Source organism: Saccharopolyspora antiqui, assembly GCF_052246905.1.
In the GTDB taxonomy this organism is placed as follows: Bacteria; Actinomycetota; Actinomycetes; order Mycobacteriales; family Pseudonocardiaceae; genus Saccharopolyspora.
In genome coordinates, this window is record NZ_JBQQBO010000003.1 from 184,412 (window position 1) to 205,697 (window position 21,286).

The 21,286-nt window shown below is 69.1% G+C and carries 20 protein-coding genes and 1 pseudogene; 10 read left to right on the forward strand and 11 right to left on the reverse strand.

What is annotated here, in order from left to right; genetic code table 11:
• Positions 1 to 273 precede the first annotated feature (273 nt).
• On the forward strand, positions 274 to 1,074 hold the full coding sequence (locus tag ACTWQN_RS07825; protein WP_443202661.1) for an SDR family NAD(P)-dependent oxidoreductase: 801 nt from the start codon (positions 274 to 276) through the stop codon (positions 1,072 to 1,074).
• A 269-nt stretch (positions 1,075 to 1,343) separates the two neighbouring features.
• Positions 1,344 to 2,519, forward strand: coding sequence for an FAD-dependent oxidoreductase (locus tag ACTWQN_RS07830; protein WP_443202662.1), 1,176 nt, complete (start codon positions 1,344 to 1,346; stop codon positions 2,517 to 2,519).
• 19 nt (positions 2,520 to 2,538) lie between these two features.
• On the opposite strand, the gene ACTWQN_RS07835 is transcribed toward ACTWQN_RS07830, so the two are convergent.
• The 5 genes and pseudogenes from ACTWQN_RS07835 to ACTWQN_RS07855 all read right to left on the reverse strand — a co-directional run bounded on the left by ACTWQN_RS07835 (position 2,539) and on the right by ACTWQN_RS07855 (position 6,338).
• On the reverse strand, positions 2,539 to 3,813 hold the full coding sequence (locus ACTWQN_RS07835; protein ID WP_443202663.1) for an MFS transporter: 1,275 nt from the start codon (positions 3,811 to 3,813) through the stop codon (positions 2,539 to 2,541).
• Positions 3,814 to 4,220: 407 nt separating this feature from the next.
• Positions 4,221 to 4,370: a hypothetical protein gene (locus ACTWQN_RS07840; protein ID WP_443202869.1), complete on the reverse strand. Its 150-nt coding sequence runs from the start codon at positions 4,368 to 4,370 to the stop codon at positions 4,221 to 4,223.
• Between the two features lie 110 nt (positions 4,371 to 4,480).
• Positions 4,481 to 4,711, reverse strand: a pseudogene (locus tag ACTWQN_RS07845) (aldo/keto reductase); the annotation flags it as partial.
• A 173-nt stretch (positions 4,712 to 4,884) separates the two neighbouring features.
• Positions 4,885 to 5,586 (reverse strand): LuxR C-terminal-related transcriptional regulator, encoded by a 702-nt coding sequence (locus tag ACTWQN_RS07850; RefSeq protein ID WP_443202664.1) that lies wholly within the window; start codon positions 5,584 to 5,586, stop codon positions 4,885 to 4,887.
• Between the two features lie 524 nt (positions 5,587 to 6,110).
• Entirely contained in the window at positions 6,111 to 6,338 is a 228-nt protein-coding gene (locus ACTWQN_RS07855) for a hypothetical protein (RefSeq protein ID WP_443202665.1), read from the reverse strand.
• A 332-nt stretch (positions 6,339 to 6,670) separates the two neighbouring features.
• Here ACTWQN_RS07855 and ACTWQN_RS07860 point away from each other — a divergent pair, with 332 nt between their 5' ends.
• The 3 genes from ACTWQN_RS07860 to ACTWQN_RS07870 all read left to right on the forward strand — a co-directional run bounded on the left by ACTWQN_RS07860 (position 6,671) and on the right by ACTWQN_RS07870 (position 10,000).
• Positions 6,671 to 7,237, forward strand: a complete 567-nt coding sequence (locus tag ACTWQN_RS07860; RefSeq protein ID WP_443202666.1) for a hypothetical protein — start codon at positions 6,671 to 6,673, stop codon at positions 7,235 to 7,237.
• Positions 7,238 to 7,359: 122 nt separating this feature from the next.
• Complete coding sequence (locus tag ACTWQN_RS07865; RefSeq protein ID WP_443202667.1) at positions 7,360 to 8,439, forward strand: MerR family transcriptional regulator; 1,080 nt, start codon at positions 7,360 to 7,362, stop codon at positions 8,437 to 8,439.
• 121 nt (positions 8,440 to 8,560) lie between these two features.
• Complete coding sequence (locus ACTWQN_RS07870) at positions 8,561 to 10,000, forward strand: tetratricopeptide repeat protein (protein WP_443202668.1); 1,440 nt, start codon at positions 8,561 to 8,563, stop codon at positions 9,998 to 10,000.
• A gap of 57 nt (positions 10,001 to 10,057) precedes the next feature.
• Here ACTWQN_RS07870 and ACTWQN_RS07875 read toward each other — a convergent pair whose 3' ends face one another.
• Positions 10,058 to 10,765, reverse strand: a complete 708-nt coding sequence (locus ACTWQN_RS07875) for an alpha/beta fold hydrolase (RefSeq protein WP_443202861.1) — start codon at positions 10,763 to 10,765, stop codon at positions 10,058 to 10,060.
• Positions 10,766 to 10,868: 103 nt separating this feature from the next.
• On the reverse strand, positions 10,869 to 11,615 hold the full coding sequence (locus tag ACTWQN_RS07880) for a DUF427 domain-containing protein (RefSeq protein WP_443202669.1): 747 nt from the start codon (positions 11,613 to 11,615) through the stop codon (positions 10,869 to 10,871).
• A 1,240-nt stretch (positions 11,616 to 12,855) separates the two neighbouring features.
• Between ACTWQN_RS07880 and ACTWQN_RS07885 the strand changes: the two genes are divergently transcribed.
• From ACTWQN_RS07885 to ACTWQN_RS07895, 3 genes are all read left to right on the forward strand, one after another.
• Positions 12,856 to 13,086, forward strand: a complete 231-nt coding sequence (locus tag ACTWQN_RS07885; protein WP_443202670.1) for a GVDTG sorting domain-containing protein — start codon at positions 12,856 to 12,858, stop codon at positions 13,084 to 13,086.
• Between the two features lie 139 nt (positions 13,087 to 13,225).
• A complete protein-coding gene (locus ACTWQN_RS07890; protein WP_443202671.1) occupies positions 13,226 to 13,843 on the forward strand; it encodes a class F sortase in 618 nt (205 codons plus the stop codon).
• A 452-nt stretch (positions 13,844 to 14,295) separates the two neighbouring features.
• Positions 14,296 to 14,817, forward strand: coding sequence for a hypothetical protein (locus ACTWQN_RS07895; RefSeq protein WP_443202672.1), 522 nt, complete (start codon positions 14,296 to 14,298; stop codon positions 14,815 to 14,817).
• Positions 14,818 to 14,881: 64 nt separating this feature from the next.
• On the opposite strand, the gene ACTWQN_RS07900 is transcribed toward ACTWQN_RS07895, so the two are convergent.
• The 3 genes from ACTWQN_RS07900 to ACTWQN_RS07910 form a co-directional block, all read right to left on the reverse strand.
• Positions 14,882 to 15,202 carry a winged helix-turn-helix domain-containing protein gene (locus ACTWQN_RS07900; RefSeq protein WP_443202673.1) on the reverse strand — a complete coding sequence of 107 codons (321 nt, stop codon included), beginning with the start codon at positions 15,200 to 15,202 and terminating at the stop codon, positions 14,882 to 14,884.
• Positions 15,199 to 15,627 carry a hypothetical protein gene (locus tag ACTWQN_RS07905; RefSeq protein WP_443202674.1) on the reverse strand — a complete coding sequence of 143 codons (429 nt, stop codon included), beginning with the start codon at positions 15,625 to 15,627 and terminating at the stop codon, positions 15,199 to 15,201. Before ACTWQN_RS07905 ends, ACTWQN_RS07900 begins: the two co-directional genes overlap by 4 nt.
• 193 nt (positions 15,628 to 15,820) lie before the next feature.
• Positions 15,821 to 17,170: an MFS transporter gene (locus ACTWQN_RS07910; RefSeq protein WP_443202675.1), complete on the reverse strand. Its 1,350-nt coding sequence runs from the start codon at positions 17,168 to 17,170 to the stop codon at positions 15,821 to 15,823.
• A gap of 265 nt (positions 17,171 to 17,435) precedes the next feature.
• Here ACTWQN_RS07910 and ACTWQN_RS07915 point away from each other — a divergent pair, with 265 nt between their 5' ends.
• Positions 17,436 to 18,359, forward strand: coding sequence for an acetamidase/formamidase family protein (locus ACTWQN_RS07915; RefSeq protein WP_443202676.1), 924 nt, complete (start codon positions 17,436 to 17,438; stop codon positions 18,357 to 18,359).
• 188 nt (positions 18,360 to 18,547) lie between these two features.
• Here ACTWQN_RS07915 and ACTWQN_RS07920 read toward each other — a convergent pair whose 3' ends face one another.
• Entirely contained in the window at positions 18,548 to 19,417 is an 870-nt protein-coding gene (locus ACTWQN_RS07920; RefSeq protein WP_443202677.1) for an LLM class flavin-dependent oxidoreductase, read from the reverse strand.
• Positions 19,418 to 19,634: 217 nt separating this feature from the next.
• Here ACTWQN_RS07920 and ACTWQN_RS07925 point away from each other — a divergent pair, with 217 nt between their 5' ends.
• Entirely contained in the window at positions 19,635 to 21,245 is a 1,611-nt protein-coding gene (locus ACTWQN_RS07925) for an FAD-binding oxidoreductase (protein ID WP_443202678.1), read from the forward strand.
• Positions 21,246 to 21,286: the final 41 nt, after the last annotated feature.

Consider the following 21,286-nt stretch of genomic DNA (forward strand, 5'->3'; position numbering starts at 1 on the left):
GTAAGCGTGGCCGTGCGGGCCTTGCGCCGCGCGCCCCGCACGGGTTGCATGACTGGCATGGGTATTGGCGTTGGTGGGCGTCGCGCGTCGTGCGTGCGCTGCGGTGATCAGCCGCCCAATCCCGTGCTGGCTCGCGATCCCGTGCTGTGCGCGATTCGCTGACCAGCCAGCTCTCTCCACGCGGTTGACCGCGTTGTTCCGTACCACCAGGTGTGGTTTCTGCCTCGCTGCGCGCCCGTGCGCCAGCTTGTCCTTTGTGGATGGACGAAGTTCATGTCATCTGTCGTTCTGGTCACCGGCGCTTCCGAAGGAATCGGTTTCGAAGTCGTGCGGCAGTTGGGCGCCGACGGCGCGACGACGATCCTGCACGCCCGCACCCGCGAGGAGGGTGAGGATGCGGTGGAGCGGCTGGTGAAGTCCGGTAGCGAGCCGCTGCGGCTGCGGTTGGCCGTTGCCGACTTCACCTCCCTGCGCGAGGTCGCCGTCATGGCCGATGAGATCGCGGCCGAGTTCCCCCGGCTGGATGTCCTGGTCAACAACGCCGCCATCGTCGGTTCGCAGCGCCGGGCGCTCACCGAAGACGGCCACGAGGCGACGTTGCAGGTCAACTACCTCGCCGCATACCTGCTGACCACCCTGCTGACCGAACCCATGAGCCGGGTGTCGGCCAGCCGCGTGGTCAACGTCTCCTCATCGCTGCACAACGGCGGCAGCGTCAATTGGACCGACCTCAACCGCAGCCGCCGGTACACCCCGGCCGTGGCGTATGCGCAGTCCAAGCTCGCGCTGACCATGTTCACCAAGGCCCTCGCGGAACGCGGCCCGAGCAACCGAACCGCGGTGAGCGTGCACCCGGGCATCGTCAACACCAAGTTGCTGTCGAGCTACGCACACCGGGGCCGTCCGGCGAGCGAGGGTGCCGAACCCGTCGTGCACCTGTGCTCGCCGGATGTCGCGGTCCGAAACGGCGCCTACTACGAGGGACGGTTGCCGGCCGAACCCGCCCCGGCAGTCCAGGATTCACGCTCGATCGAACGCCTGTGGAAGCTCAGCGCCCGACTGACCGAGCAGTAGCAGCAGACCACCACGAGGAGCGCCCGGTCGTGGGCGCTGTGTGGCTCCAGCCGACTGCAGCGGCTGGAGCCACACCACTTCTACAGCTCTTCGGATGACGAGTGAGGGGCACCCGTGACCCGGTTACTTGGTCACGGGTGCCCCTCACCTCGTCCTAATTCGGTTATTGGTGGGGTGGATTGGGATAGTTTGGGGGTGTCGGGTTGTCGATGGTGTGCCGGGAAGTCGGGTCGGCGTGGCGGAAGAACCTGCGGCGAAAGGGGTCTGTCATGCCGTTCGGTAGGCGCGTGCTGGTCGTGGGTGCGGGGATCGCCGGTCTGGCCACGGCGCTTCGGTTGCGGCGCAACGGTTGGGATGTCGTGGTGGTGGAGCGCGCGCCGCGCCTGCGGGGTGGCGGGTACCTGCTCAACCTCGGCGGTCTGGGCTACGACGCCGCCGAGCGCATGGGCCTGGTCGCGGAGTTGCGGGCCGCCCAACCGGAACCCTTCGAGCTCGTCTACATCGATGGGCGCGAACGGCGGCTCGGCGCGGTGGACCCGCGGATGCAGCACGCGCTCCTGGGGTCTCGGACGCTCAACCTGTTCCGCGGCGACATCGAGCGCGTGCTCCGCGACGCGCTGGACGACCTGGTGGACTTCCGGTTCGGCACCACCGTCGAGGAGATCGAGGAGCGCGGCGGCGAGGTGTCGGTGCGGTTGAGCGATGGCACCGCGGTGCGGGCCGACCTCGTGGTGGGCGCCGACGGTGTGCATTCCGAGGTGCGTTCGCTGCTGTTCGGTCCCGAAGAGGCGTTCCGGTACGACTTCGGCGACATCGTCGCGATCAGCCTGCTCGACGAGGCGCCCGCGGTGGTCCCGCCCGGCACCGGGGTCAGCATGAGCCTGGTGGGCCGAGGGGTGAGCGTCATCAACCCGCGCGGTTCCCGGCCCGCCGCGTTCTTCGGGTTCCGCAGCGATCAGGTCGAGGCGGAGTTGGCGGCGGGGGCGGCGGCGACGCTGCGCCGCCGGTACGGCGATCTCGCCTGGGTCGTCCCCGAACTCCTGGACACAGTGGACGATTCGGAATCGGTTTTCTTCGACCAGATAAGCCAGATCCAGCTCGACCGGTGGAGCGCCGGACGCGTGGTCCTGCTCGGCGATTCGGCGTGGTGCGTGAGCCTTTTCGCCGGGTACGGCGCGTCCCTCGCACTCGGTGGCGCGGAACTGCTCGGCAACGTCCTGGACGCCAATCCGGCGGATGTGCCGCGTGCGCTCCAGCGGTGGGAACAGCTGCTGCGACCCGTCGCCGAGCGCCGCCGTCGGCAGGGGCGGCGGCTCAAGCGGTTGTTCGTCGCCTCCAACCGCGCCTCGCTGTACGCGCGTGGCCAGCTGCTCCGGTTCTCCAACAACCGCGTCGTCACCGGGCTGATGCGCCGATTCCTCGCGCTCCCCAAAGCGGCCGACTAGCACTGGCGCCGCCGCACCGTCACCGGTGTTCGTGCTCCGTCGCTGCTTCGCGGGCACCTGGACGGGGCGATGTCCAGGTTCGCGGGCTCCTGAGGGGCGGGCTCAGGACACCGTTGCGGGTCGCCAGCCACAGCACGAAACCGCCCAGGGACAGCGCGATCCCGGCGATCACCACCGCGCTCCAACCGCCCGCCGCCCAAAGCAGCGTCGCCGCGATGGATCCGACCGCGCCGCCGATGAAGTTGCCCGCCACGTATGCGGTGTTGATGCGGCTGCGGCTCGCCGCCGAGATGGCGAAGATCTGGGCCTGGTTCATGATGTTGCGCGCCTGCGTGGCCACGTCCAGGGCGAGGATCGCGATCAGCAGCCACACCAGGGAATGGGCGCCGAGCTCGGCCGCCGCCCACGCCGCGACGGCCAGCAGCCAGCTCACGCCGGTGGCGCTGACCGAACGACCTCGGTCGTGCAGGCGCCCGGCGGTCTGCGCGGCCAGCGTGCCGACCAGACCGGCCACCCCGAACAGGCCGATCACGGCAGCGGAGTAGTGGTAGGGCGGACCGCTGAGCAGGAAGGTCAACGCGGTCCAGAACATCGTGAAGGTGGCGAAACCGATGGCCCCGAAGACCATCACGACCCGCAGCAGCGGTTCGCCGCGGATGATCGTCGCGATCGAGCGCAGCAGTGCCCGGTACGGGACCGAGGTCTTGGCCGCAACGACCGGTGTCTGGCGGTACAGCAGCACGGCCAGCACCACCAGGAGCACGGCGGCGGCGACGAACACGATCCGCCAGCCGGTGATTCCCGCGACGAGACCGCTGACGATGCGCGCGGCGAGGATGCCGGTGAGCAGTCCGCTCACCACCATGCCGACGACGCGGCCCCGCGTGGCGTCGTCGGAGAGATCCCCCGCGAACGGCACCAGGATCTGCCCGGAGACCGTCGTCAGACCGACGGCGACCAGTGCGACGGTGAGCAGGACGATGTTCGGTGCCACCGCGCACCCGACCAGTGCGACGGCGGAGAGGACCATCATCAGCGGCACGAGGTTGCGCCGGTTGTGCCGGTCGCCGAGCGGCACGATGAACAGGATTCCGACCGCGTACCCCAGCTGGGTCGCCGTCACCAGCAGCCCGGCCGTTCCCTCACCGACGTGCAGATCCCGGGCGATGATGTCCAGCAGCGGCTGCGCGTAGTACAGGCTGCCGACGGCGGCGCCGCTGGCGATCGCGAACAGGATCATCAGCGTGCGGGTCATGGGATGCCGTTCGGCGGCGGAAGCCGGTGTTGCGGACATGTGTGATCCTCGGACGAGCTGGGTGTTGGTGGCTGGCCGCATCGCCAGCGTGCCGGGGGCCCCGGTCGGCAGACAGGGTGTTCGGCAGACAGGGTTGTTCGGCAGACAGGGTGTGCTGCATCCAGGGTGCGCCCCGACCACCCGCGAACGTCGACTTTGATCTCGTTGCGGTGGCCAACTTCACTCGTGGGTTCGCTGGCGGGGCCGGTGGTGACCCGAACCCGGCGTCCACGTTGGCTCGTGAGCGATCAAGCCGGTTGATCACTCACGAGCTTCCCGATATCGACGCGCGGTTGCCCGCAAAACCGGCGAAAGGTGGCGTGGTCAGCGATCGATCGAGCTCATGTCGGGGTAGCGGTCGCCGACCGGCGGCGCGATCGCGTCGAGCCGCGCGAGCTGGGCCGCGGTCAGCGCGACCTGGTCGGCTCCGGCGTTCTCCTCCAGGCGGGCGACCCGCTTGGTGCCGGGGATGGGGGGATGTCGTCGCCCTTGGCGAGCAGCCAGGCCAGCGCGACCTGCGCGGACGTCGCGTCGACTTCGGCCGCGATCGCCCGCACTTCCTCGACGATGCGGAAGTTCTGCTCGAAGTTGCCGTCGGCGAACCGGGGGTTGCGCGCCGCGAGTCACCTTCGTCGAGTTGGTCCTTGGAGCGGATCTGCCCGGTGAGGAAACCCCGGCCGAGCGGCGAATACGGCACGAAACCGATGCCGAGCTCGCGCACCAGCGGCAGGATCTCGGCCTCGGGATCGCGGGTCCGCAGCGAGTACCGCGGCTGAACGCCTCGCGGCGTCGCGGACCGGGTATTCGGCGAGTGCCGTTGTCGAGGACTCCGACCGCGCCGGGTGGTGGTTGCTCGCGGCAAGCCCGCGAGAGCGCACCGAGCCGGTTGTCCACGCACTCCAGTGCAGGTCTGCGTGCGCGGCCCACCCGCTGCTCGGCGAGGGGGCGCTGCGCCACTCCCGACCGGACGGCAGCGCGATTCCCGGTCCGGTTTCGGCGATTCGCGGCCTTTTCGTCCAGTTAGGACTGTGGTGTCGCGCCGGTGACCGACAGGCGGTCCCTGGGTGGTCGTCAGCCCGCCCGCTCGATTCGCCGCGGAGCACCCGCGTCCACCAGCCAGCCGCGTTCCGCGGCCTTGACACCGGCTTGGAACCGGCTGCGCGCCCCCAACCGGTCCATCACGTCGGCGACCACCCGACGCACCGTGCGCACCGAGATCTTCAACCGACCTGCTGCTGCGGCGTCGGTGCAGCCCGCGGCCAGCAGCGCCAGCAGTGCCTTCTCCCGCGCGTGCAGCGGGGCGATGTCCGCTTGGTCCGACGCGGTCAGCGGCGCCGCCGTGCACCACACCCGCTCGAACAGCTCGACCGTCGTGGTGATCACGCTGGGCAGCCGCAGCGCGGTGGCCCCGCTGCCGGTCGGCAGCACCACCATGGCGCGATCGATCACCAGCGCGTCCACCGGAACCACCGGGACCGTTCGGGTGGCGGCCCCGGCGAGCGCCAGTTCGGCGAGCCGAACGGCCAGGCCAGGAGCGGTGCGGGCGGAGTCGGACACGATCACCCGGTAGCGAACGCCCCGCCGCACGTTGTCGCGGTCGACCGGGCGAACCGCGCCGATCGGGCTCTTGGTCGCGGGGGTGTGCGAACTCATCACCAGCACCTCGGACTTCGCCGCGGCGACCAGGGCGTTGGTCCCGCCGCCGAACCGGCTGGGCGTGACCAGTTCCAGCGCTGGCGCGCCGGTGCGTTCTTCGGTTGCGAGGGCGCTCATGCCAGAAGTCCTCCGATGGGTAGCGATGCGACCGGCACCGACGTGGCGTCCCGGGTGCCTGCTCGCCGAAGCGCAGCCAGCAGCCTCCCGTGCGGATCCGACGTCGGACGCATCTGATCAATCCCGACATGAGCATTTGATGACACCGCACCTGGGACCGGTCCCGCGATGTCGGTTCGGCGGAGCTGTCACCTGCGCAAACAACCGCGCGTGAGGTCTGAGGGCCGGGCGTCTGCCGGTGGTCGCCGCGCGCCGGGCCGAACGCGGTCGGAGCGAGCCGTTCCGCCCTCCCGAGGGCCGCTCAATCCAAGAGCGCCAATCCGTCCACTATGGACTCGCGGGAGCGCGGCGCAACGCCGCACCTGGGTGCGCCGGAGGACTAGGCGATTTCGCGCGAAATCGCCGCCCAGCGGGCCGAGCCCTCGCGGCCTGGAGCCCGCCGCTGCGGCCTGATCAACAGGCAGCGGCAGTGTCTCGCGTCTCAGGCGCGCTTCACCGAACCGTGCTCACCGAACCGGGCGGTGCTAGTGGGAGTGCTGGTGCACGTCGTCGTGCACGTGGTAGTGGCTGTGGCAAACCCCGTTGACGTGGCAGTGCCAGTGGTTGTGCCCATCGCCCCCTTGCTGCGGGCCGAGCTGCACCGCCGCGGCAGGGACAGCGGCCAGCGATCCCGCCAGGGCAGGTGCGGAGACTCCGAACAGGAGCGGCAGTACCAGCGAGAGGCCCACCAGGCCACGCAGAACGATACGCATCACTCCTCCTTCGAGTCGCTGTTCGACGGATTCCCGTGCGGCGCATCGCGGAAGATCACCGACGAAGACGCGGTCAACGGGAGACAGGGATGCGTTCAGGATAGAACCGGCAGGCTGACCGCGAACCCCGGCGACCATGATTCTTCCCGGGCGCCAGGCCGCGAAGCCCTGAACCCGCGACGAACCGGTGTTCTGTTCGATCGCTTCGGCCGACCCGATCGCCGACGTGCGGGCGCCGCTGCGGCGCGGTCAGCACGAACACCGCGATTCCGGGGACCCGTCCCAACACCACCCCCTAATCTCGGGGCAGGCGACGAAGAGGTGGTGGCAGCATGCGGAACCCGACGGCCGCAGGACATCCGAGGCGAGCGACCGGGCTCGTGCTCGGCACGGCCTGTGCACTTCTCACCGCGACTGGATGCGGTGCCGCCGAGGACACCCGGCCCGGCACCGGCGACCCGGCGGGCACGACCGGCCCCCCGGTCGCGGCCGACGGCACGAACATCGAGGCCTGCTCCGACGGGAACTGCGAGGTGGCGCTGTCCGGTCCCACCGACATCCGGCTGACCGGTCAGGGCGGTGGGATCACCACGCTGTCCGTGGTCGAGGTCAGCGCCGCCGGAATCCGCTTCACCACGACTTCGGAGGAAGGCGGCAGCAGCTCGGGAGAGCTCACCGATGGCTGCACCCTCAGCTTCTACAGCGGTGGCGGGGGCTCCTCCTGCGGCGGCGCGCAAGGACTGCCGGAGCAGGAGACCGGTGTGCTCGCGATGCAACTGGTGGACTTCGCGAGCGGAACCGCGGTGCTGCGGCTCGTCGCCGGAGAACCCGGCCCACCGCCGAGATCGCTGGTGCCGCCGATTCCCGAGCTTCCCCAAATTCCCGACATCGATTGGTGAACAACGACCGGTCCCGCGATCTCGGCCACGCACGACGCTGCGGCGCGCGGGTTTGACCTTCCCCCTGGGACAACGTGCAGTGTCGAAGCACCGGGCAAGGGGTCCGGGGTGAGGAGGGGGACATGGCCAGCCTGAGCATCGGTGAATTCGCACAGGCATCGGGTCTGACGCCGAAGGCCTTGCGGCTCTACGACGAACTCGGGCTGCTACCCCCGGCTGCCGTCGATCCGCGTTCGGGTTACCGCTCCTACGACCGATCCCAGCTGGGTCGGGCCCGACTGGTCGCGTGGCTGCGCGGGCTAGGCATGCCGTTGGCCCGGATCCGGGTGGTCTGCGACCTCCCGCCGCTGGCCGCCGCCGCCGAGGTCGCCTCGTACTGGCGCCAGGTGGAGGCCGATACCGCGGCCCGCAAGGAGTTGGCCAACTTCCTCATCGATCAGCTGTCCAGAAAGGACACCGACATGACCGATGTGGCCGCGCGATGGGAACTCCGCTCCGCGTCCCGCAACGACCGAGGACTGGTGCGGGAGAGCAACCAGGACGCGACGTTCGAGGGCAGGCACCTCTTCGCGGTCGCCGACGGATTCGGCGCCCAGGGCACGGGCAGCACGGCGAGCGGCGCCGCGATCGACGCACTCGGCCCGCTCGACGATGCGGTGCCCGCCGGGAACCTGCTGAAAGTGCTTGGTACGGCGGCAGGTGTCGCGCAGCGCGCCGTGCACGACTTCACCGCATCCGACCCGTCGCGCGAGAACACCGGTACCACGTTGACCGCGATGCTGTGGTCCGGCGGCCAGTTCGCGCTCGCGCACGTCGGCGACTCGCGGGCGTACCTGCTGCGGGGCGGCGACCTGACGCAGATCACCCACGACCACACCTTCGTCCAGTCCCTGGTCGACGAGGGCAAACTCGCGCCGGAGGAAGCCGCGGCACACCCCGAGCGGGCCACGCTGGTTCGGGCGCTCAACCGCGACCACACCGCAGAACCGGACCTCCACCTGCGCGAAGCGCACACCGGAGACCGGTACCTGCTGTGCTCCGACGGACTGCACGCGGTGGTCCCGGAACACCGGCTGCGCCACGTCCTCGACACCGCCAGCACCCCGCGGGAGGCGGTGGACCGCTGCGCCGAACTCGTGCACGACGCAGGTGCCCCGGACAACGCGGCATTCATCGTGGTCGACGCGCTCCGCGCCGCGTAGTTCCGCGGCTCGGCCAGCGAACTTCCGACCGGGCGAATTGATCGTTTCGGGACCCCTCCCGGCTTCGTTGCCCGACAATGGGAAACCGGTTTCCACCAGTTCCCCCGAGGAAGGGCCCCCGATGGATCCATGGACGCTGGCTGAGCCGCAGCCCGAGCCCGCGGTCCAGTCCCGCGACCCGCTGGCCGTTGCGCTCGCCAATGCCTCGCTGCTCAGCCTCGGATACCTGATGCTGCGCCGCTGGTGGCTGGCCATCGCCAGCGGGTTGATCACGATCGTGCTGGTGGTGCTGCTCACCGCGGTCGTGCGGTCGGTGTGGTTCGAGGTCGTCGTGCTGCTGTGGTGGGCGGCCCTCATCGCGCACGGCTGGTACCTGGCGGGTGGGCGCCTGCACGGCCCCCGCCAGGTCGGGGCGGGAAAGCAGCGGTTGGTCGCCCTCGCGGTCACGGTTGTGGTGGTGCTGGCCATCGGCCTGCTGCGGTTCGACGCCGCGCGGATCGAACGGGACGTCGCCGAAGCCCGCCGCAGCGGCGACTGCGCGCAGGCGCTGGCCGCCCTGGACGGGCGGTGGGTGGGCCACCGCGTGGCCGACGCCCCACTGGCCGCCCGTGGCGACGACACCGTCCAGGCGTGCGAACTGCTGGCGCAGGCCAGGGCCGAGTTCGGCACCGCTCGCGGCGGCGACACCGAGGCCCTGAAGACCGGCTTCAGCAGCCTGGCCGCGGTCCTCGCGGAGTTACCCGGCCACCAGAAGATGGTCGAAGTGGGCCTGCACGGGTTCGTCGGCGGCCTGCCCGTCGAGGACTCCTGCGACACCGCGGCGATCTCCGACTGGCTCGCCCAGCGACCGGCCAGCGGCGACGTGCTGGACCGCGCCGTCGATGTCGTGCCCAGGATCGCGCCCGCGGCGCTCGTCGGATGCGGCGACGACCTCATGGCGCGCAGCGACTGGCAGCAGGCACGGGCGCGGTACCAGCAACTGCTCGACCAGTACCCCGGCCACGAACTCGCCGCCAAGGCCGCGGAGGGTGTCAAGCAGGCCACCCAGGCGATCGAACTGGCGAACGTACGAGGCCTGCTGCAAACCTCCTCCACCGACGTGCAACCCGCCTACTGCTCCGGCCCCGCGCCCTACAGCGGCGCCGCGCCCGTCGGCGTGCCCGGACCGGACCGCGCACTGGTGTTCGGCAACGACGAGTACGCGGGTCGGCTCCCCGCCGACTGGCGGGCCCAGGACGCCGCCGATGCCGTGCTGGTGATCTGCGCGGGCGAGGCCGAGTACGGGGCGCCGGTCGAAACCTGCCCGTACGAATCGACCTTCGCCATCGGCGGGTATGACGACGTGACGTTCCACAAGATCGCGATTCCGGTCCGCGTCTACGAGGTGCGCACCGGAGCGCTGGTGGTCGACACCAGGGTCGAGATCGGCGGCGCGAGCTGCCCGGAGTTCCTGGAGTACACCACCTACGGCTACGTCGATCTCGGCCCGCCATCGGAGGAGTACGTCGCGGCATCCGACGCCGACGTGCACGCCGCCTTCGCGCCGCTGATCGCCCCGTGACCGCCACCAGCCGCCGCAGAACCTGCCTTCGAACTCGTTGGCGGTGGGGGACAAGATTCAGGTGCGCTGCGTCGCCACCTCGGCACTGCGCGCGGCGGCGTCCAGCACCACTCGGGTGAACTGGGCGGCGTGCGTCATCGGCAGGTAGTGACCGGCGCCCGGGACGATGGTCAGCCGCCCGTCCCGGCACGCGGCGAAGAACCGCGCTTCCTGCGCGCGGAAGTGGTCGTGGCGACCGTTGACCAGCCAGGTCGGCCCCGGGTAGCGGGTCAGCTCGGCCACCGGGTCGAAGTCGGCGGCCGCGGCCAGCACGTCCGGGATCACCTCGGTGGCGAAGCCCCCGGCCAGCACCGGCTCCGCGACGGGGCCCGGCACCGCGGCACGCAGCATTCGGCCGCTGAGCGCATCACCACCATCGGGCAGCACGGACAGCGCCCGGTGCGCCAACCGGAACGACGCGGCGAGCAGCAGACCGGGCCGCACGGTGCAGCCAGCGGCGACCAGCCCGGCCACCCGCTCGGGATGACGCGCGGCGGCGGCGATCGAGGCGTAGCCGCCCAGCGACATCCCCGTCACCAGTGCCCAGCCGCCCAGTTCGTCCACGGCGTCCGCGATCGTGGCGATCGCGCCGTCGACGGTGAAGCGCTCACCCCTGCGGCGACCGTGTCCCGGCAGGTCCGCGGCGAGCACCCGATGACTGCCGGAGAGCAGGTCCACCACCTCGGACCACATCCCCCCGGACAACCGGATTCCGTGCACCAGCACAATCGGCAACCCATCCACCACAGCCCCCCCGTGGTCCGAACGCGGACGGTGCTTTTCAACGTAACGGCACTGGTACGGCCCCGCACCGGGCGCCGCTTCGGGGTTAGGAGAACGGTGTCTGCGGCGGCTGCTGGCGTTGGCCGTCGATGGTGATTTCGACGTGTTCGTCGTAGAAGCAGGCGAGACCGGCGATCTTCTGGCTCTCCGGCAGCGGTGTCGGGTAGGTCCACACGATGTCGGAGTGCTCGGTGCCGTCGACGAGCACGTGCCAGTACGTCGCGGTTCCCTTGTAGGGGCACTGGGTTTGGCGACCCGACGGCCGCAGCAGATCCATCCGGACATCGGTCAGCGGCAGGTAGTACCGCGGCGGCAGGCCGGTTTCGAACAGAATGTGCGGGTGCCGCGAATCGGCCACCACGACGCCGCCGATGCGCACCACCACGTGCCTGGAGCTGGGCAGGATGTCCACCCGCTTGTACGGGTCGCGCGGGTGGACGTAGACGGGTTCGTCCTCTTCGAACCACTGGTCCATGGCGCTCCAGCTCAGCCGCACCAGGTCGCGCAGGGCGGTGGAGTCGGTGAACCGGACGGCGGCGCCTTCGGCGGTGGTCCCGTCGACCAGCACGTCGTAGACCTCGCCGTCGCCCAGGCCGTCGGTGAGCCGGGTCTCGCCGGTCGCCCGCAGCTCGGCCCGCACGTCCTCGGCCGGGATGTAGTAGGTCGGGTAGTACGGGTGTTCCCATACCAGGACCGGGTGCCGGGTGTCGGCGACCAACCGCCCGCCGAGGTAGGTCCGCACCCGCTTGGCCGATGGCTCGGCCGCCACCTGCGCACCTGAGTTGTTGGTCATGAAGCCCTCCAATGCCGAACTCCGCGGCGAGTCTGCCGTCAGTAGACACCGCCGGTGCGCATCTGGCCAGGATCCGCGTTCGCACAGGTCGTCGACGCCCCGCCGGGCGGTCGGCACGGCGGTCGGTAACGCTGCCTTTCGAATTCCGCTTATCCCATTCACGCAGTGGATCAATTGAGATCCATTTGAGTGGTGACCAATTCGGATCTTGTTGTATTTCGCACGCCTGGTCGGTGTGCACCGACGGTGCCGGGATATGTCGCCAGGCCTTGTTCGATGTTGTTTCCGAACGGGAATGAATCGTTGATCTCGGCGCGGCGATGGCGCGTTGGCAAAGATCTCCAATGGCCCGCTTGATCGGATTTGTGATCGTCGATCAGAACTGGTCGGCACACCTTCTGGCAGGTGGATCTGTCCATTTAGTTCGGCTCGTGTCGCGGGTGGACGGGGTATTTCTAGATCCTTTCAACAATTGATCTCGGCAGTTAGGCAATCGTGTCGATCCAGCTATGTGGACGATCGTCGGGCCGGTCCCTATTCGGATGTGACGATCAGTCGCCGCGCCACCTGCTTTGCGGTGTTAATCATCTATCGGGTGAGACCCAGTGGGGCGACGATGGGGCGTCGATCTCACATGGCGTGATGAAAACTCCCGATTGGACTTATCAACACTTACTCAACCGAGTGATCATGTATTCCTGCGCTGCCAACGTTGAAAACCCTGCTTACCGTACGAAGAGTCGCCTTCCAAATATCACGAGGTGACTGGAAGAGATCTTGAGTGTGGATCCACAAATACGATCATTTTCTACCGGATCTGCGCTCACACGATCAAAAGGAGGCTGGGGTGTCCTCAACGTTTGTTCGCCTTGGCGGCGTAACCGCCTTTGTACTGGGTGCATCGATTGGACTGGCACCCATTGCGGGTGCCGAAGAGCATTCGGCGCAGCCACCGTATGTGCTCGCCCAGGGCGAGTGCCAATTCGGGGTGTGCCCACCACCGAACGACTTCAAGCCGCCGCACGACTTCAAGCCGTGCCCAGGCTGCCCTCCGGTGCAGAAGCCTCCGGAGCAGAAGCCTGTTCCGGTTGCTCCGCCGCCGGTTGCTCCGCCGCCGGTTGCGCCGCCACCGGCGGCCCCGCCGCCGGCAGAAGTTCCGCCGCCGGCGGCCCCGCCGCCGGCAGAAGAGGTTCCGCCGCCGGCGCCCGAACAGGCACCTGCCGTGCCGCCGCAGGAGCAGGTGCCGACGCAGGAGCAGGTGCCGCAGCGGCAGGTGCCGCAGGTCGTCCCGCAGGTGCCACAGGTTCCTCAGGTACCCGTGGGTGCGGTCCAGGCGGGCGGCGGAGCCGCCGCGCAGGACTCGTCCGACGCTTCTGGACCGCTGATGGCGCTGGGCGCCGCGACGGCAGTGGCCGCAGCGGCAGCTGGTGGTGCATACCTGCGCCACCGGCGTGCGGGGCAGCGCGGCTGACCCGACCCGGATAGGTGGTGTGCGCTCCTGGAACGCACACCACCGATCTGGGCGAATTCAGCTCGCGTGGTGCGGCTGCGAAATTCGGTGCGCACCTGTTCGCCGTGAGCGGGTGCCCCGGGGTGGCGGGGGGTGGGATGTGAAAGTCGCAATCCTGGCCGTGTGGTTCACCTTGCTGTTCGCGCTGCTGGCGGTGGCCGGTCCCACCGGTTTCCGCTCGGCGGAGGGGCCTGCCGCGCAGCCGCTCGCAGCGCATCCGGTCGCGGCGGGTCCGGCCGAACCAGCGGCCGGACCGGTCCCGGGGGATTCCCGACCGCAGAGCATCTCCATCCCGGCTATTCGGGTGACCTCGGCTCTCGTGCCGCTCGGGCTCAACGCCGACGGCACGGTCGAGGTGCCGCCCATCGAAAAGCCGATGCAGGCCGGTTGGTACAGCCGGGGACCTGGCGCCGGTGCAGCCGGGCCGTTCGTGGTACTGGGCCACGTCGACTCCTACACCGAGGCCGGCGTGTTCCTCCGACTGCGCGACCTGCGCCGCGGCGACCGGATCCTCGTCGAACGCCAGGACCGATCCCAGGTCAGCTACGTCGTCGACCGCGTCGACCTGGTCCGCAAGGACGAGTTCCCCACCGAGGCCGTGTACGGCGACGTGCCACGACCCGAGATCAGACTGATCACCTGCGGCGGGGATTTCGACGAGTCCCAGCGCAATTACGAAGAGAACTTGATCGTGTTCGGACATCTCACCCAACGCTGATCCCCAGCGAGACCGCACACCGCCGGGATCCGCCTCGGCAGTGTTGTTGGCCGTGCGTGCTTCGGGCCGCCACACCGTCCCGAAGCACGCACGGGTTCTCGTGGGACAGGTGCTGGGTGCGGAACGAACCACGCGGCCGAGATCCGTGGGGTGGCCGAAAATTCCGGGGCCACCTCCGAACATTCGGCGGACAAGGGCGGGTGGGCCTGGTCCCAGGTCGCCGATCTCTTGTCCCGCCTGCTCGCCCGGCGAGCTGCGCACGCCGTGCTCCCCGAAGGAATTCAGCCGTTTCCGGGCGTCCGCACCGAATTCATCGGCGCGTTCGGCCAAGCAGCGGCGTTGCTCCTCGGCGGCAGCGCCTCGAACCGGTTGGCGCGCAGCGCATCCGTGGCTCGCTGGCAGCAACGGGCCACCGGCGTTTCGGCGGTTGCCGAGCCCGCTATCTTTGCCCGATGTCGATCTCACGACGCTCTTGGCAAGCGGGTTGTGCGTTGTTCGCCGCAGTGCTCGCGGCAGGCTGCGGTACCGCGCAGGAAGGCGCGCCGGTGACCACGACGGCGCCGCCCGTCGACACCATCGCGCCAAGCACGACGACCTCCACCACGACCGCGCCGCCGCCGGTCACCGCCGCGGACGGCACGAACTACGGGGCCTGCGCGGACGGCACCTGCGAGATTTCCTTGTCCCAGCCGATCGACATCCAGCTCAGCGGCGGCAGCCTTTCGGTGACCAGCGTGAACCCCGACGGGATCGACATCGACCTGAGCCTGGACGGCGGCGGTGGCGGCAACGGCACGTTGAAGGGCACCTGCGGCGCCATTTTCCGCTTCTACATCGGCGGCGGCGGAGGCGGCCAGTTCTGCAACCCCGATGGCAGCGTGCAACCACCGCCGGAACCGGAGCCGGGTTCGGTCGCACTGCAACTGGTGGGCTTGTCCGATGGCGCCGCCGTGCTGCGGGTGGTCTCGGGCTGACCCGAGATCGACGGGTGCCAGCGGCGATCACCAGAGCATGGGGGGTGTGCTCTGGTGATCGCGGTCAGGTTTCCTCCGCCGGGGCGCGGGGCGGTTCGGCGGCGATCCGGTTGAGCACGGCGAGGTGGTGGGTGAACGCCTGCCGTCCCTGGTCGGTGAGGGCGAGCCAGGTCTTGGTGCGCCGTCCCGCGCGCCCCTTGCTGACCTTGACGTAGCCGACCTGTTCCAGCGCCGCCACGTGCTGCGACAGCGCCGAGTCGCTGACCTCGACGGTGTCGCGGATGAACCGGAAATCGGCCCGTTCCACGGCGCTGAGCGCCGCGGCGATCGAGAACCGCACCGGGGAGTGGATGATCGGGTCGAGCTCGCGCCGCAGGTGGGTCATCGACGCGTCTTGACCAGTACGGCCGCGATGAAAAACGGCAGGGACAACCCGAGCGCCGCCAGCACCCACGGCAGCAACGACGTGCCGAACTGCCAGCGGATCAGCGGCCCTACCAGGACCGCGTAGCAACCGAACCACACCGCCATCGCCCCCATCACATACCACTTCGCCTTGGCGGGAAAGACCGCGCGGCGCTCGGCCCACAACCCGGCCAGCGTCCAAACGATCGCCCACCCGGCTATGACGACGTAGCGCGCGAATCCCTCCGAAAAAACCGTCTCCACCAGCGCGATCTGCACGGCGGAGACGATGCCGAGCGCCACCAGGTACCACCTGAACCAACCACCGGCCGCAGCCGCGCGGGCGCGCAACGACGCGGCCCGCGCAAGCCTCTCATCGGGCGTGCCTTCGGCTTCCGTGATCATGACCCATCCTTCCGTGTTCGTGGACCTAAATCACTTTAGCACTCATAAAGTAATTGTCCAGCGCTGAAGCCCAACCTCGGGCATGGCGGATCAGGATGGCTGTCGAGCCAGGTGGATCGGCATGCGTGGCGCTGGGGCTCGTGAGTGGAAATCCCGGTGAGAACTCGGATTTCCACTCACGAGCACGCGATGCTCACCCGTCTGAGGCGGTGCGGGCGCCTGGTGCGTCTGCCGCTGTGATGTCGATGTCCTTCGTCTCGCGGGCGAAGGCGAACGCGACCAGCGAGACGATCGCGGTGCCGACCATCCACGCCGCCACCAGCCAGCCCTCCCCGTCGGCCTGGATGACCAGCGCGGATGCGACCAGCGGGGAGAACCCGCCCAGTGCGGCGCCGATCTCGCGGGACGCGGCGAAGCCGGTGTAGCGCACCCGGGCGCCGAACAGCTCCGCGTAGAACGCCGGTTGGACCGCGATCATCGGTGCCAGCCCCAGCGACGCCGCGACGACCAGCGCGAGCCAGATGAGCACCGGCTGCTCGGTGGCCAGCAGCGCGAAGAACGGGAAGGCGAACAGCGCGGTGAACACCACGCTGAACAGGTTCAGCGGCTTGCGGCCGATCCGATCGGACAACGCGCCGTACACCGGCTGCAGGATGATGACGACGACGGTGAAGGTGATGACCCCGGTCAGTCCGATCCAGCGCGGTAACTCCAGGGTTTGCTGGAGATAAGCGACGCTGAACGTGGCGTAGATGTAGACCACCGCGGTGTCGCAGATGTGCGCCCCGATGCCGATCAGGAAGTTGCGCGGATAGCGGCGCAGCGCGTCGAACACCGGGAGCTGAACGGTGCGCCGGTCGCTGGCCATGCGTTCGAAGACCGGTGATTCGGCGACCCGCAGCCGGACGTACAGCGACACGGCGATCAGCGCGAAGCTGAGCAGGAACGGCACCCGCCAGGCCCAGGCCTGCACGGTCTCCGAACCCAACCGCTCGACCAGCAGGAAGGACACGGTGCCAAGCAGAAGTCCTATTTGGACACCGGTTTGCGCGTACGAGCTGAGGTAGCCGCGCCGCTGCGGCGGAGCGTGCTCGCACAGCAGCGTCGAAGCCCCGCCGAACTCCGCCCCCGCGCCGAGGCCCTGGCAGATCCGCAGCAGGGTCAACAGGATCGGTGCGGCCACGCCGATCGTCTCGTAGGTCGGCAGCAGTCCGATGAGCCCGGTGGACAGACCCATGATCAGCGTCGTGATGACCAGGGTGGCCCGTCGGCCGACGCGGTCGCCGAGGTGTCCGAAGAGGAATCCGCCCAGCGGGCGGATCGCGAATCCGACGCCGAAGGTCGCGAATCCCGCGATGGTGCCCACGGTCGGATCGGTGGTCGGGAAGAACAGCGTGTTGAAAACCAGGGTGACGGCGAAGCCGTAGATGAAGAAGTCGTACCACTCCAGGGCGGTGCCGACCACGGATGCGGTAACAACCCGGCGGAGTTCCCGTTGCTGGGTCGGTGGGATGTCGTCGTTGTCGATGGCCGCGCTGCTCATCGTCATCGCTCCCTCGATGTCCGGGCGGAAATCCGTGGAATTCGGTGCGCGCCGGTGCCGAGCGTGGTGATTCCGCCGAATGCCACCGGCATTCCGGGCAATTCGCCCGACATCGTGCCACGGCGAACTCGATCTGTGAAGCGGCTCAGCTGCGCCGTTATCCCTCTGCCGTCCGGCCGTCACATGTGGTCGGACAGACACCTCGACGGCGTTCGCAGCGTGACATCCTTTGTGCCACGCTGATCGTCGCCGAGAGAAGGACCGCATGATCGAGCATCGCCTCCAGCCCGCTGCGAACACGGTGACCGACTTCTTCAGCCGGGATGCGCAACCGGTGCTCACCGTCGACCCCGGCGACACCGTGGTGGTGGGTTCGCTGGATTCGCGGGGATACCTGGAGCGCCAGGACAAACCGGGGGAGCAGCGGCCGACGATGTTCGGCGGTCGGCGAAGGGGGCATTGCCTCACCGGCCCGATCGCCGTTCGCGGTGCCGAACCCGGTGCGGTGCTCGCGGTGCACCTGGAGTCGATGCGCCCCGACGAGTGGGGTTGGACGGTCGCCGGTGCGAAGGACGATTGGCTGAACCGCAAGCTCGGTGTCGCCAGCACGCCGACCTGGCTGCTCTGGGAGCTCGACGCCGAGCGCGGCACCGGCACCAACGACCGCGGCCACACGGTGCCGCTCACCCCGTTCCTCGGCGTGATCGGCATGCCACCGGACGAGCCGGGCGAGCACTCCACGATCCCGCCGCGGCCCTCCGGCGGCGGCAACATCGACTGCCGCGAGCTCGTCGCGGGATCGACCATCTACCTGCCGATCACGGTGCCCGGCGGACTGCTGCTGCTCGGCGACGGCCATGCCGCGCAGGGCAACGGCGAGGTGAGCGGGACCGCGATCGAATGCGGCATGACCACGCGGGTTCGCCTGGACATCGTCCCCGAACCCCAGGCACCGGGCATCCACGCCGAAACCCCAAGCGGACGCGTCACTTTCGGCTTCCACGAGAACCTCAACGAAGCAACCGCCATCGCCCTGAACGCGATGCTCACCTGGATGCAATCCCACTACAACCTAGACCGCCCCACCGCCCTAGCCCTCGCCAGCTCAGCGGTAGACCTACGCATAACCCAAATCGCCAACGAAACCTGGGGAGTACACGCAGTCCAACCAGAAACCGCAATCCGCTGACCCCCGGCGCAACGGAGTGAAGGGCACCTTCGACCGACTATGCCGGTCAAAGGTGCCCTTCACTCCTACCCCATCAGGTGACCAGCCGCGCCAGCTCGGTGTGGGTGCACTGATTGGGTGGTAGGTGAAGGGCACCTTTCGCCAACATAGTTGGTAAAAGGTGCCCTTCACCTACCACTCGAACGGGTTCAGAGGACGAGGTCGGCTAGGCGGTCGATCTCGTCGAGGTGGGCGAGTGTTGGGGTGAAGACCAGTTCTGTCATGCCGATTCCGGCGAATTGCTCGATGATGCCGCGAATGTGGTCGGGGGTGCGCACCGCGCCCTCGGCGATGGTGTTCGCGTGGTCGCCCGCGTAGGCGTAGTAGCTGCGCAGGTAGCTGTCGGATTCGGTGCTGAAGCGGTCATCCGCGCAGAAATAGGCCAGCCCGAGCAGCCTCGGGTCGCCCTCGCGTCCGGCTTCGCGCCAGGCCGCCTGGACGTCGCGCACCATCGGTTCCGCGCGACGTGGTCCGCCGCCCGCGCCCGTCCACCCCGCGCCCCAGCGCACGGTGCGCCGGATCGCCTGTGCGCTGTGCCCGCCGATGAGCATCGGGATCTCCCGGCCGGGCGGTGCCACCGGGCGGTGTTCCCCGGCGAAATCGCCGTCGGCCACCGGTTCGCCCCGCCACGCCCGCTGCAGGAAGTCCAATTGCCGGTCGAAGGCCCGGCCGCGCCCGGCGAAGGGCCGATCGCTGGGCAGGTAGTCGGATTCGCGGGCACCGACGCCCAACCCGAGCGTGAGCCTGCCGCCGGAGACCTGGTCGACGGTAGCGCTGATCTTGGCCAGCACCGCGTCCGGATAGGTCGGCCCGAGCACCGCGTTGGTCACCAGCCCGATGCGCGAGGTGGCACCGGCGACCGCGGCCAGGGCGGTGAGCGAATCGAAGGACGGGTAGCCGACCCGGCCGATGGTGGAGACGAACGCGAAGCCGCGCTCCTCAGCCCGTCGCGCCCAGTCCAGCAGCAAGTCACCGGTGGTTCCGGGGACGGTGTTCGGCAGTCCGATCCCGATGCGCACAGCACCTCCTGACGTCGTCACCTGGCATGATCGAGCCTAGCCCACGAGCCAGCCGGACGCCGGACCGGCGCATCCGTGTCCTATGTGGACAAATCTGGTAATCGAATACTTCCATCGCCAAGTCGCGCTTCACCCACGCGAGGCACCGCAATAACTTCGTCTGCACGGAACACGCCGCCCGAGCGCGCTGCGGCAGGTTGTGCGGAGGGGATCGCAGATGAGCGACGTATCGCGCCGGAGGCTCCTCGTCGGCAGTGCGGCGGTGCTCGGTGGCGCGGTGGGGCTCGGTGGCGCGGTGGGGCTCGGTGCGGGATCGCCGGGATCGGCCGCCGCTGCCGGAAGCGGATCCGGCCCGGTCGTGGTCACCCCGGACGACCCCCGATATCCGGACCTGGTGCGGGGCAGCAACCGGCGGTGGGTCGGCACACCGGAGTCGGTCCAGCTGGCCGGGAACACCGAGCAGGTGATCACCTCGGTGCGCGATGCGGTGCGCGGTGGGAAGCGGCTGGCGGTCCGCAGCGGCGGGCACTGCTACGAGGACTTCGTGTACAACCCGGACGTCGAGGTCGTCGTCGACCTGTCCGTGCTGAACTCGGTGCACTACGACCACGATCGCGGTGCGTTCGTCGTCGAGGCCGGGGCAACGCTGCTGGACGTGTACGAAACCCTGTACCGGAGATGGGGCGTGACGATTCCGGGCGGTTCCTGCGAATCGGTCGGTGCCGGTGGGCACATCTGCGGCGGGGGCCACGGCCTGCTGTCCCGCGCGCACGGCCTGACCACCGATCACCTCCACGGGGTGGAGGTCGTGGTCGTCGACGCGCAGGGCGCGGTCCGCTCGGTGCTCGCCACCGCCGAGCCCGACGACCCGAACCGCGACCTGTGGTGGGCGCACACCGGCGGCGGTGGCGGCAACTTCGGCGTCGTCACCAGGTACTTCCTGCGCACTCCGGGCACGGCCGGACTGGCTGCCGAGCAGCAGTTGCCGAGGCCGCCGGGCGAGGTGTTCGTGCACGGGCTGTCCTGGTCGTGGCGCGATTTGACGGAAAGTTCGTTCCGCGCGCTGCTGAAGAACTACGGGAGCTGGTGCGAGCGCAACAGCGCGCCCGGTTCGCCGTACGCCGCGCTGTCCAGCAAGCTGGCGCTGAGCACCAGGGCCAGCGGCGGGATTTCGCTGTACACGCAGATGGACGCCACCGCACCGAACGCCGCGGTGCTGCTGGACCGCTACCTCGCGGCCATCGCCGACGGGGTGGGCGCGCCGCAGGTCGATGCGCGGCGGATGCCTTGGCTGCTCGCGACGCGGGAACACGCGGCGACGAGCTGGAACCGGCATTCCGACTACAAGTCCGCTTACCTGCGAACGGGTTTCCCGGACGACCAGATAGCCGTCATCTACCGATACCTGACCGGCTACGACAATTCCGGCGATCTGCTCCAGGTCGACACCTACGGCGGCCAGATCAACGCGATCGCGCCGGATGCCACGGCCGCCCCGCACCGCGACTCGGTGATGAAGCTGCAGTATCAGTCCTACTGGGATGATCCGGCCGAGGAGCCCAGACGGGTGCGGTGGTTGCGGGAGTTCTACCGGGACGTCTACCGCCAGACGGGCGGGGTTCCGGTGTCCGGCGAGGTGACCGACGGCTGCTACATCAACTATCCGGACACCGACCTCGGCGACCCCGCCTGGAACACCTCCGGCGTCGCATGGCACCAGCTCTACTACAAGGACGCCTACCCGCGACTCCAGCAGGTCAAGCAGCGCTGGGACCCGACCAACACATTCCGGCACGCCCAATCCGTCCGGTTACCCGGCACGCGGTAGCGGTCCCGGCCCGACGGCTATTTCCCTTGCAACGGAGGAGA

Excerpts from the sequence above, each read along its gene's own strand:
- ACTWQN_RS07825 (WP_443202661.1), top strand. The coding sequence starts at position 274 with ATGTCATCTGTCGTTCTGGTCACCGGCGCTTCCGAAGGAATCGGTTTC.
- ACTWQN_RS07830 (WP_443202662.1), top strand. The coding sequence starts at position 1,344 with ATGCCGTTCGGTAGGCGCGTGCTGGTCGTGGGTGCGGGGATCGCCGGT.
- ACTWQN_RS07835 (WP_443202663.1), bottom strand. The coding sequence starts at position 3,813 with ATGTCCGCAACACCGGCTTCCGCCGCCGAACGGCATCCCATGACCCGC.
- ACTWQN_RS07850 (WP_443202664.1), bottom strand. The coding sequence starts at position 5,586 with ATGAGCGCCCTCGCAACCGAAGAACGCACCGGCGCGCCAGCGCTGGAA.
- ACTWQN_RS07855 (WP_443202665.1), bottom strand. The coding sequence starts at position 6,338 with ATGCGTATCGTTCTGCGTGGCCTGGTGGGCCTCTCGCTGGTACTGCCG.
- ACTWQN_RS07860 (WP_443202666.1), top strand. The coding sequence starts at position 6,671 with ATGCGGAACCCGACGGCCGCAGGACATCCGAGGCGAGCGACCGGGCTC.
- ACTWQN_RS07865 (WP_443202667.1), top strand. The coding sequence starts at position 7,360 with ATGGCCAGCCTGAGCATCGGTGAATTCGCACAGGCATCGGGTCTGACG.
- ACTWQN_RS07870 (WP_443202668.1), top strand. The coding sequence starts at position 8,561 with ATGGATCCATGGACGCTGGCTGAGCCGCAGCCCGAGCCCGCGGTCCAG.
- ACTWQN_RS07880 (WP_443202669.1), bottom strand. The coding sequence starts at position 11,615 with ATGACCAACAACTCAGGTGCGCAGGTGGCGGCCGAGCCATCGGCCAAG.
- ACTWQN_RS07895 (WP_443202672.1), top strand. The coding sequence starts at position 14,296 with ATGTCGATCTCACGACGCTCTTGGCAAGCGGGTTGTGCGTTGTTCGCC.
- ACTWQN_RS07900 (WP_443202673.1), bottom strand. The coding sequence starts at position 15,202 with ATGACCCACCTGCGGCGCGAGCTCGACCCGATCATCCACTCCCCGGTG.
- ACTWQN_RS07905 (WP_443202674.1), bottom strand. The coding sequence starts at position 15,627 with ATGATCACGGAAGCCGAAGGCACGCCCGATGAGAGGCTTGCGCGGGCC.
- ACTWQN_RS07910 (WP_443202675.1), bottom strand. The coding sequence starts at position 17,170 with ATGAGCAGCGCGGCCATCGACAACGACGACATCCCACCGACCCAGCAA.
- ACTWQN_RS07915 (WP_443202676.1), top strand. The coding sequence starts at position 17,436 with ATGATCGAGCATCGCCTCCAGCCCGCTGCGAACACGGTGACCGACTTC.
- ACTWQN_RS07925 (WP_443202678.1), top strand. The coding sequence starts at position 19,635 with ATGAGCGACGTATCGCGCCGGAGGCTCCTCGTCGGCAGTGCGGCGGTG.